Below are 10,726 nucleotides of genomic sequence, written 5' to 3' on the forward strand. Positions count from 1 at the left end.
GGTTACATCAAGTAACCTGTTTATGGGTAGTTTTCCAGATATACGATGGGATTTTCTAGGTAAATACGTTGAAAAATTTATAAAGTGGATAGATACAACATTCGAAGGTTTTTTTGATTTCATACATCTTATCTCCTCTCAAACAATCAATGGAATTGATAGTTTTCTTAGCTTCATTCCGTGGTGGCTCTTCTTAATCATTATTTTCCTTTTAGGATGGCGCTTTAAATCTGCTCTTTCCGGTGTTTTATATGCATTCTTTATCTTCTTAATAGGAACATTTGGACTTTGGGATGTATTGATGATTACGATTGCCATCGTCTTAACCTCCGTAGTCATTTCGTTGATCATCGGGATTCCAGTTGGGGTATGGATGGCGTTTAGTAAAAAGTTCTCCATCATCATGAGACCAATCCTTGATGCCATGCAAACCATGCCAAGTTTTGTTTATTTGATTCCGGCCATTTTCTTCTTCAGTCTAGGAAATGTTTCGGCTGTATTTGCTACGTTAATTTATGCATTGCCACCAGTTATTCGATTAACTGAGCTCGCCATACGGAATGTTGATGAAGACGTCATTGAATCTGCTCAATCATTTGGTTCTTCGAGATGGCAAATGCTCACAAAGGTCCAATTACCACAGGCACTTCCGACGATTATGGCAGGGGTAAACCAAACAACGATGATGGCACTTGCAATGGTTGTTATTGCGTCAATGGTAGGTGCAAAGGGATTAGGTGAACAGGTTCTAATTGCGATTAACCGTATTGATATGGCACTCGGATTTGAAGCAGGAATTAGTATTGTGTTTCTAGCTATCATTATTGACCGCGTAACATCAGGAGTAGCGAATTCCTTCCAGAAACACAGGGGGTCTTAACTATGGAAACAAAAATTAAAATAGAAAACGTCTCAAAAATATTTGGATCGAAACCAAAATCTATCATTCCGATGGTGGAAAAAGGAATGAGTAAAAAAGAAATATTAGAAAAAACAAATCATACCGTTGGTGTTTATAACGCATCAATGGAGATCGAAAAAGGTGAAATTTTTGTCATTATGGGGCTGTCCGGTAGTGGTAAGTCTACCTTAATTCGCTGCTTTAACCTTTTAAATAAACCAACCTCTGGGTCTATCTATGTAGATGGCGAAGATGTTGTTCGCTACAATTCATCCCAATTGAAAAAATTCAGGCAGGAAAAAATTGCAATGGTATTCCAGCACTTCGGCTTATTCAGCCACCGAACAGTCTTAGCAAATGTTGAATATGGCCTTGAAATTAAAAATATCTCAAAAGAAGAACGTAGAGACATTGCCTTGAAGAATATTGAAAGTGTAGGGTTAAAAGGATATGAAGATAAATATCCAGGTGAACTCTCTGGTGGGATGCAGCAGCGTGTTGGATTGGCGCGTGCGTTAGCGAATGATCCGGATATTCTATTAATGGATGAGCCTTTCAGTGCTCTTGATCCACTCATCCGTAGAGAAATGCAACTCGAACTTTTAGAACTTCAGGACAAGCTTCAAAAGACAATCATCTTTATTACACATGATATCAATGAAGCTTTTAAACTTGGAGATCGAGTAGCTGTTATGAAGGATGGTGTCGTTGAGCAAATTGGTACACCAGAGGAAATCATTGAGACACCCGCGAATGACTATATCACTGAATTTATAAAGGATATTGATCGCTCAAAAGTATTACAAGCTGAGCATGTCATGATTAAGTCAAGTGCAATGGTTTCTTTAAAAGATGGGTTACAGGTTGCTGTAAAAGAAATGCAGAAGAATGGTATATCTAGTGTATTCGTTGTAAACAAGCATCGACAACTACAAGGAATAGTGACGATTGACGATTGCATTGAAGGCATAAAGGAAAAGAAGACACTGACCGATGTGCTTCGAGATGATATCTTTAAAGTATCGAAGGATGAATATATCCAAGATATTATTCCGAAGGCATTGGAGACAAAGTTCCCTCTAGCTGTAGTAGACGAGGATTCTCGACTATTAGGGATTATCCTTCGGGTTCATGTTTTATCAAGTTTAGTCTAATAGATAACTAACTTACTATGACTCAGATTATTTTATGAATCTGAGTCATTTTTTTTTTTAGTAACCTCTAATTATAAAGGGAATTGTTGGTTCCCCATAGAAATCATAATATGGTCGATAGTATAATGGTTACATATATTGTAAGAAGATGCTAGGTAAATAGGGGGACGGAAAATGGCGCAGCTTGATATATTACATCCTGTTTTAGGAAAAGTAATTGAAAACATTGAAAAAGTAATGATCGGAAAAAGAGATGTAGCCACACTGAGTTTGGTTGCATTATTGTCAGAGGGACATGTCTTATTAGAGGATGTACCAGGTGTCGGGAAGACGATGATGGTACGTTCACTCGCAAAATCAGTAAGTGCGGAATTCAAGCGGATTCAGTTTACGCCCGACCTATTGCCGTCTGATGTAACTGGAACGTCCATCTATAATCCGAAAGAACTTCAATTTGAGTTCAGACCTGGTCCAATTATTGGCCATATTGTACTTGCGGACGAAATCAACAGAACTTCTCCGAAGACACAATCGGCCCTACTTGAGGGAATGGAAGAAAGCAGTATTACTGTTGACGGAGTAACCCGTATGTTACCTAAGCCTTTCTTTGTTATGGCAACCCAAAACCCAATTGAATATGAAGGAACATACCCACTGCCAGAAGCACAGCTCGATCGTTTTCTATTAAAAATGAAAATGGGGTATCCATCTGTTAATGAGGAAATTGAGGTATTGAATCGAGCGGAAAAGTCCAAGCCAATTGAAAAACTCGAAGCGGTAATTACACTTGAAGAACTAATTTCTCTTCAAAATGAAGCAAAAGAAGTTTATGTTGACCAAACAATTAAAGAATATATTGTAGATTTAGTAAGTCGAACGAGAGAGCATAGTTCCGTTTATTTAGGAGCTAGTCCGCGTGGGTCGATTGCATTAATGCGGGCATCTCAGGCCTATGCTTTGATACACGGTAGGGATTTTGTGATACCGGATGATATTCAATATCTTGCGTTATATGTTCTTCCACATCGAATCATATTAAAATCAGAAGCAAGATTTGAAGGAATGACAACTGAAAAAGTAGTATCGAAAATCATTGAAAGAACACCAATTCCAGTACAAAGGTCGTTGAATCGTTAATGAGGAGACTATTTCGAAAACTTAAAGAAATGGGGAAACTCGTCAATATTTTTCTTCTGATTGTAGCTACATTTGTATATGCGATGTTTCAAGGTGGGTTCGTAAGCTGGTTTCTATTTTATAGTTTTATCCCATTTGGATTGTATTCTTTTGTTCTATCAATCTATCCTATTAAAGATTTTAAACTGGAACGTCACATCAGAAAGGGTGAGTATGTAGCAGGAGAGGAATTTGAAGCAACAATCTTGATTCGGAGAAAAATTCCTTTCCCACTTATGTATCTAATTATTGAGGAGCTTCTTCCACCTCAATTGAAAAAATATGAAGAATCGAAACAATCAAAGGTGATCCTGTTCCCTTGGTTTAAGCGGGAGTTAACTTACAAATACAAGTTTAGCTCAGTCCCGCGGGGGGAGCATCTCTTAGAGGGAATCCGAATTAAGACAGGAGATTTATTCGGACTTATTGAAAAAGAAGCCAATATGCCGGTACGTGACCAGTTTTTAGTATATCCACAGTACGTAGATATGCTTTACCGACAACAGGAAAGTCGCTTTGAACAGGGTATGACTTCCTCAAACGTAAGATTACAGCGGGATACAGCAATTGCAATCGGTGTGCGGGAATATATCCCTGGTGACCGATTCTCATGGATTGATTGGAAGGCTTCGGCTAGACGAAATGGAATTATGACGAAAGAATTTGAGCAGCAGCAAAGTCATGATGTTGTTTTATTCATGGATCGATCAGAATCAGCCCATTTTGAACAGATTGTATCCTTTACAGCCTCACTAACGAAAGCGATATTAAGAAAAGGGGCACAGGTTTCATTTATCTCGATTGGGGAAGACCAAGCTATCTTCCCGTTAAAAAGTGGAGAATCCCAGCAACAAGCAATTTATCACCACCTTGCGAAAGTAAAAGACAATAGTCCGCTATCATTTTCGCAAATTGTGGAATCAGAAATCAAAAAAAATTACCAGCCTGTAACTTTCATGGTGGTCACAAGTGAATTAAGTCAGGATACGATTCATTTAGTAGGCAGGTTTTCGATGCGAAACGCTGACTTACAGCTTTTTGTGGTCAAAGAAAGAGGAATACAGCTGACGCAGGCTGAATTTGGTGTCCTCGAAGCAATCAGAAAGCATCATGTATTTACAAAAGTCGTCTATGAAGGACATTTTACCGAAGTATTTAACTCTATTCAGCAAAATTCGAAACTTCAATAGGTGGGGATAAATGAAATGAAATTTTCAATTTTGTAGAGATTCAAATCTTGGCTGAATATAGTTAAGCCTCCGGTGAATGCCACAGATTTTCAAAGGAAATTTCACGATCATAAGATCAAAGACTAAGTACGCCTCGTCCTGTGGCAACGTCTTTGTGACCCACCTTGTGTGGGCCAAAAAATCTGGGCGCAAATACGCCAAGGCGCATTTGATTCAGGAGGGAGGAAATCATGAAGCCTAAAATTCCAGCAAAACGAGATGTTCGAAACCTATTGTTAAATATATTTGGTTTTCTCTTACTTTGGGAATGGTTGAGGCCACTTGAAACGGTGACAGATACAAAGGAAACTGCAGGGTTTGTCATTTTCATTGGTGTCAGCTTTCTATTATTATTTCTGCGGGTGCCTTTTGTGTTTAGTGCATTGATTAAAATATTCCTTATTTTCTATATGATTCATTCTTTGTATTTTAAATATGATTTTTTAGATTCAACATGGTTAGGTATATTTATTAGTGATTTTATGAAGAACATTGGGCTTATGTTCCAAGCGAATTGGTTAGGGATGACGCCGATCTTTCGGACGATTCTCTTTTTCATTTTACTTTGGTTAATGAGTTATTTGCTACATTATTGGTTTACTCATCAAAAAAGAATACTGCTGTTTTTCGTATTAACTATCGTTTATATCACGGTGATTGATACATTTAGCCCATATGATGCAAAAGCAGCTATTATTCGAACGGTCTTTATTGGATTTTTTATGCTTGGGATTTTACAATTTGAGCGTTTAAAGGATAAAGAGCTTTCTAATCATGTAAACATCGGGAAAAAATGGGCAATACCATTAGTCCTATTTATTTTATTTTCAACATTTATTGGTTATGTTTCACCGAAAGCATCTCCTCAATGGCCAGACCCGGTTCCATTTTTAAAGGGATATGGGCAAGAAAATACGAACGGCTCCATCAATGGGATAAAGAAAATCGGATATGGAACCAATGATCAAAGTCTAGGTGGGCCATTTATCGCGGATGATACAGTTGTGTTCACTGCAGAGACAGAAAAACGCCATTATTGGCGAGTTGAATCTAAGGATACCTACACAGGGAAGGGTTGGAAATTATCTGGTTCAGCTGATAGGGAAACCTTTAATGTTGAAAATACCGTGTTGAATTGGTATGAGCCAAAAACAGAGGTTGAGGAATTCGAAACGGAGATTCAAATGGATCTAAAGTATTCCCATATCGTGTATCCATTAGGGTTAACTTCAGTTGAGACAGACCCGGATATCTATTTTAGCGTTAACCCACTATCCGAAAAAATTTCGACTTTAAGAGGCGAAGATGAAGTCAAATTGGATAAGTATAAGCTAAATTATCAGTATCCGAAATACTATATTAACCATTTAAAAGAGGTCGTACAGTCAGGTGGCCTTGAGCAGGATAACAATTTTAAAGAAAGATATACTCAATTACCTGTTGACCTCCCTGAACGTGTAAAAGAACTTGCAGTAGAAATCACGAGCTCACAGACGAATCGATACGATAAAGTAAAGGCAGTCGAGGGCTATTTTCAAGTCAATGGCTTTGCATATGATACGCAAAATGTGGCCATTCCAACAGTGGATGAGGACTATGTCGATCAGTTCTTGTTTGATACAAAAATAGGCTATTGTGATAACTTTTCAACTTCAATGGTTGTCCTATTACGTGCAGTGGACATACCGGCAAGATGGGTAAAAGGCTATACAGAAGGGCAGCGAGTGGAATTAAATTCATATGAAATCACAAACAATAATGCACACTCCTGGGTTGAGGTATATTTTCCGGAATTTGGATGGGTTCCATTTGAGCCAACAAAAGGATTTAGTAACTCAAATTTATTTTCTTATGATTTATCAATGACAGGTAATGCAAACAGCCAAACGCCACAAACTGCACCAGAGGTAGTCCCTGAAGAAGAAGAGGTTGAAGAAACTATTGCTACACCAACGTCAGAAGAGAATGAAACGAGCATCTTTGAAACGATAGTAGACACTTTCTCATGGAAATATGTTCTGATGTTCCTATTAAGCATCTCCTTGATGGGGTATCTTGTATTTCGTACTCGAAAAAAATGGATTCCATATCTTTATATCTGGTTATACAAAAATGCGAAAGATGAAGAGACATATTTTAAAGCCTATAATGCCTTGCTAAAACAATTGTCACGAGTAGGCTTCCCGAGAAGAGAAGGGCAAACATTAAGGGAATACTCTGTTCAAGTTGATAAGTTTTATAAAGGACATGAAATGGAACAATTAACATTAAACTATGAACGTGCCCTATACCGCAAAGACAATGCTGCTGTTGAGTGGGTAAAATCAGTTGAATTATGGGAAAATTTAATTAAAAAGATATCATCTTGACCAATAAGTACCTGGTTGGTAGAATTAAACCACAATTTTTAATAGAAGTATCCTTCGTATATCCTCGATAATATGGATCGAAAGTTTCTACCGGGCCACCGTAAATGGTCTGACTATGAAGGCAGCTATTCTATAGGGTACGTGACCTAGAATTCTGCCTTTTTATTAGGTGGAATTCTTTTTTTTTACCTTTACTCAGTACCATACTAAATAAAGGTAAAAAAAGCCTCCGGCGGAGACATACGATTTTCAAAGGTAAGTTTTCGAACTTAGGATCAAAGACTAAAGGCGCCACTTCCTGTGGCAACGTCTTTGTGACCCACTCCGTGTGGGCCTAAAAAATCTTGGCGCAAATTCGCCAAGGCGAATTTGATATGCATAATATCTGGTGGGTATATTACAAAATATAATGAGGTGATTTTGTGGATAACGTTCAAGAAATGATCGTTGTTTTAGATTTCGGTAGTCAATACAATCAATTAATTACTCGCAGAATCCGTGAATTTGGTGTTTATAGTGAACTCCATCCTCACACTTTGACAGTTGAAGAAATTAAAGCAATGCAACCAAAGGGAATTATCTTATCTGGTGGACCGAATAGTGTGTATGATGAAAACTCATTCAGATGCGATGAGAAAATTTTTGATTTAGGTATTCCTGTGTTAGGAATCTGCTACGGAATGCAACTTATGACACAACACTTCGGCGGCCGTGTAGAAAAAGCACATAATCGCGAGTACGGAAAAGCAACAATTACTGTTCAAAATGAATCAGCGCTTTTTACAAATCTCCCAAATGATCAAGTAGTATGGATGAGCCATGGGGATTTAGTAGTTGAAACGCCAGAAGGCTTTACAGTTGATGCAGTTAGCCCATCTTGCCCAATTTCAGCGATGAGTGATGAAGCACGTAAATTATATGGTGTTCAGTTCCATCCAGAGGTACGCCATTCAGTGTACGGAAATGATCTTCTTAAAAACTTTGTTTTCGGAACTTGTGGATGTTCAGAAAGCTGGTCAATGGAAAACTTCATTGAAATTGAAATGGAGAAAATCCGTCAAACAGTGGGCGATAAGAAAGTTCTTTGCGCACTTAGTGGTGGTGTAGATTCTTCAGTTGTCGCTGTTTTAATTCATAAAGCAATAGGCGACCAATTAACATGTATGTTTGTTGATCATGGCTTGCTTCGTAAGGGAGAGGCCGAAAGTGTAATGAAGACTTTTAGTGAAGGCTTCCATATGAATGTCATTAAAATCGATGCAAAGGATCGCTTCTTAAATAAACTAAAAGGTGTAAGCGACCCAGAGCAAAAACGTAAAATCATTGGTAATGAGTTTATCTATGTATTTGATGATGAAGCTGCAAAGCTAGAAGGGATCGACTTCCTAGCACAAGGTACTCTTTACACAGACATTATTGAAAGTGGAACTGCTACTGCACAAACAATCAAATCACATCATAATGTTGGTGGATTACCAGAAGACATGCAGTTCAAATTAATCGAACCACTTAATACTTTATTTAAAGATGAAGTACGTGCACTTGGAACGGAACTTGGTATTCCAGATGAAATCGTATGGCGCCAACCATTCCCAGGACCTGGATTAGGTATTCGTGTTTTAGGCGAAATATCAGATGAAAAACTGGAGATTGTTCGTGAATCAGATTACATCTTACGTGAAGAGATCCGAAAAGCAGGGTTAGAGCGTGAAATTTGGCAATACTTTACTGTCCTTCCTGATATCCGAAGTGTTGGTGTAATGGGTGATGCAAGAACTTATGATTACACAATTGGTATTCGTGCAGTGACTTCAATTGATGGAATGACATCAGACTGGGCTCGTATCCCATGGGACGTTCTCGAAGTCATTTCGACAAGAATCGTAAATGAAGTAAATCATGTAAACAGAGTTGTGTATGATATTACAAGCAAGCCACCAGCAACAATTGAGTGGGAATAATACACGAACGATATAAAATAAATTTAAATTAATGTTCGTTTTTAGGTTGACTCTCTAGGTATATTGTCATATAATAAAATCGAAATCAGATTTTGTTGAAATACGTCGTATAATCTTGGGGATATGGCCCAAAAGTTTCTACCAGGCTACCGTAAATTAGCTTGACTACGAGGTATAACTGATAATGAAGAGTGTCAATTAACTATGATTCTCCTTTTCTATCGTTATCCTTGATGTCAAGCGCTTCAGATATTAATCTGAGGCGCTTTTATGCGCTTATTATCAAATCGAAGCTCTTAAGTACGACGATATGGATCAAAGGGAGAGGGAATCTATTTATGAAAAAGTATTTTCAATTCGATGAGCTTGGAACTACTTACAAACGAGAAATCATTGGTGGACTAACAACGTTTTTATCCATGGCTTATATCTTATTCGTTAACCCATCAATTTTATCATTAAGTGATGTACCCGATTTACCGTCAGAGTTAAGAATGGATGCTAACGCAGTATTTGTTGCAACAGCACTTGCAGCTGCGATTGGTACACTTATTATGGGGGTTGTTGCAAAATACCCTGTTGCTTTAGCTCCTGGTATGGGACTAAACGCATTCTTCGCTTATTCAGTTGTATTAGGAATGGGAATTTCATGGCAAACTGCTTTAACGGGTGTATTAGTATCAGGAATCTTTTTGGTTCTCCTAACGTTAACACGCATCCGTGAAAAGATTATCGATGCTATCCCACAAAACCTAAAGCTCGCAGTTGGAGCGGGGATTGGATTATTTATAACATTTATAGGATTTAAAAACGCAGGGATTGTAATTGCAGATCCAGCTACTCTAGTAGCGTTGGGTGATCTATCAAACGGAAACACTTTATTAACTATTTTTGGTCTTGTTATTACAGTAATATTAATGGTTCGTAAAGTAAACGGAGCTGTATTTATCGGTATGGTAATCACAGCTATTGTTGGAATGATTGTTAATTTAATTGAGGTACCAGATAAAGTTGTTAGCTCTGTACCAAGTCTAGCTCCTACATTCGGAGCAGCATTTGCTAACTTCGGAGATATTTTTACAATGGACATGCTGATTGTTATTCTTACATTAATGTTCGTTGACTTCTTTGATACAGCTGGAACATTAGTAGGGGTAGCGAATCAAGCGGGTATCATGAAAAATAATAAACTTCCTCGTGCAGGAAGAGCGTTAGTATCAGATTCTACTGGTACAGTAATTGGAGCAATCTTAGGAACTTCTTCAACAACTTCTTACGTTGAATCAACAGCAGGTGTTGCTGCTGGTGCAAGATCAGGATTTGCTTCAGTTGTGACAGCATTATTTTTCTTACTAGCATTATTCTTCTCTCCATTATTAGGTATTGTAACACCAGCTGTTACATCACCAGCTTTAATTATTGTTGGAGTCTTAATGGTTGCAACATTAGGCGATATTGAATGGAAAAAGTTCGAGATTGCTGTTCCGGCATTCTTAACAATCCTGACAATGCCTTTAACTTCAAGTATTGCAACTGGTATTGCAATTGGATTTATCTTTTACCCTATCACTATGATAGTTAAAGGAAGAACAAAAGAAATCCACCCTATTATGTACGGTTTATTCATTGTCTTTATCTTATATTTTATCTTCTTAGTTTAAAATAAATGAAGGGATACCAGATTTAAAAGTCTGGTATCTTTTTTTATTTTGTCCTATCTTTTATGATTAGTATTTGTCGAGATGTGTAATAACTAGGATGATATAGTAAAATATTCTAGAAAAAAATAGGTTGACGGTAAACCTTAAACTTGGTATATTAAGTAGGTCGCTGTTGCAGCACCTCGAAAAATGAAACACTTTTTAAAAGGTGTTGACATAGACTTTTAAAGATGATATATTATAAAAGTCGCTGATGAACAGCTGATTAAAAAGTT

7 protein-coding genes, 1 pseudogene and 2 riboswitches are annotated in these 10,726 nt (G+C 37.5%); all 8 genes and pseudogenes read left to right on the plus strand.

Annotated elements, in window-relative coordinates; all coding sequences use genetic code 11:
* The first annotated feature begins 22 nt into the window (after window positions 1-22).
* The 8 genes and pseudogenes from AC6CHV_RS25350 (at window position 23) to AC6CHV_RS25385 (ending at window position 10,451) form a co-directional block, all read left to right on the plus strand.
* Window positions 23-880 (plus strand): ABC transporter permease subunit, encoded by an 858-nt coding sequence (locus AC6CHV_RS25350; RefSeq protein ID WP_121449556.1) that lies wholly within the window; start codon window positions 23-25, stop codon window positions 878-880.
* A 2-nt stretch (window positions 881-882) separates the two neighbouring features.
* Window positions 883-2,055 (plus strand): betaine/proline/choline family ABC transporter ATP-binding protein, encoded by a 1,173-nt coding sequence (locus AC6CHV_RS25355; protein ID WP_498079895.1) that lies wholly within the window; start codon window positions 883-885, stop codon window positions 2,053-2,055.
* Window positions 2,056-2,229: 174 nt separating this feature from the next.
* Window positions 2,230-3,192: an AAA family ATPase gene (locus AC6CHV_RS25360; protein ID WP_341329748.1), complete on the plus strand. Its 963-nt coding sequence runs from the start codon at window positions 2,230-2,232 to the stop codon at window positions 3,190-3,192.
* Complete coding sequence (locus AC6CHV_RS25365; protein ID WP_341329749.1) at window positions 3,192-4,421, plus strand: DUF58 domain-containing protein; 1,230 nt, start codon at window positions 3,192-3,194, stop codon at window positions 4,419-4,421. The genes AC6CHV_RS25360 and AC6CHV_RS25365 overlap by 1 nt, the downstream gene beginning before the upstream one ends.
* Window positions 4,422-4,651: 230 nt before the next feature.
* Window positions 4,652-6,265, plus strand: a pseudogene (locus AC6CHV_RS25370) (transglutaminase TgpA family protein); the annotation flags it as partial.
* Window positions 6,266-6,505: 240 nt separating this feature from the next.
* Window positions 6,506-6,829, plus strand: a complete 324-nt coding sequence (locus AC6CHV_RS25375) for a DUF4129 domain-containing protein (RefSeq protein ID WP_440274818.1) — start codon at window positions 6,506-6,508, stop codon at window positions 6,827-6,829.
* Between the two features lie 34 nt (window positions 6,830-6,863).
* Window positions 6,864-6,965: riboswitch (purine riboswitch) on the plus strand.
* A 304-nt stretch (window positions 6,966-7,269) separates the two neighbouring features.
* Window positions 7,270-8,790, plus strand: coding sequence for a glutamine-hydrolyzing GMP synthase (guaA, locus tag AC6CHV_RS25380; RefSeq protein WP_341333468.1), 1,521 nt, complete (start codon window positions 7,270-7,272; stop codon window positions 8,788-8,790).
* An 85-nt stretch (window positions 8,791-8,875) separates the two neighbouring features.
* Window positions 8,876-8,978: riboswitch (purine riboswitch) on the plus strand.
* 150 nt (window positions 8,979-9,128) lie between these two features.
* Window positions 9,129-10,451, plus strand: coding sequence for an NCS2 family permease (locus AC6CHV_RS25385; RefSeq protein ID WP_341329751.1), 1,323 nt, complete (start codon window positions 9,129-9,131; stop codon window positions 10,449-10,451).
* The last annotated feature ends 275 nt before the right edge of the window (window positions 10,452-10,726 follow it).

The sequence above is a fragment of the Ferdinandcohnia sp. GQ5 genome (assembly GCF_059759275.1).

Excerpts from the sequence above, each read along its gene's own strand:
- AC6CHV_RS25375 (WP_440274818.1), top strand. The coding sequence starts at position 6,506 with ATGGGGTATCTTGTATTTCGTACTCGAAAAAAATGGATTCCATATCTT.
- AC6CHV_RS25350 (WP_121449556.1), top strand. The coding sequence starts at position 23 with ATGGGTAGTTTTCCAGATATACGATGGGATTTTCTAGGTAAATACGTT.
- AC6CHV_RS25355 (WP_498079895.1), top strand. The coding sequence starts at position 883 with ATGGAAACAAAAATTAAAATAGAAAACGTCTCAAAAATATTTGGATCG.
- AC6CHV_RS25360 (WP_341329748.1), top strand. The coding sequence starts at position 2,230 with ATGGCGCAGCTTGATATATTACATCCTGTTTTAGGAAAAGTAATTGAA.
- guaA (WP_341333468.1), top strand. The coding sequence starts at position 7,270 with ATGATCGTTGTTTTAGATTTCGGTAGTCAATACAATCAATTAATTACT.
- AC6CHV_RS25365 (WP_341329749.1), top strand. The coding sequence starts at position 3,192 with ATGAGGAGACTATTTCGAAAACTTAAAGAAATGGGGAAACTCGTCAAT.
- AC6CHV_RS25385 (WP_341329751.1), top strand. The coding sequence starts at position 9,129 with ATGAAAAAGTATTTTCAATTCGATGAGCTTGGAACTACTTACAAACGA.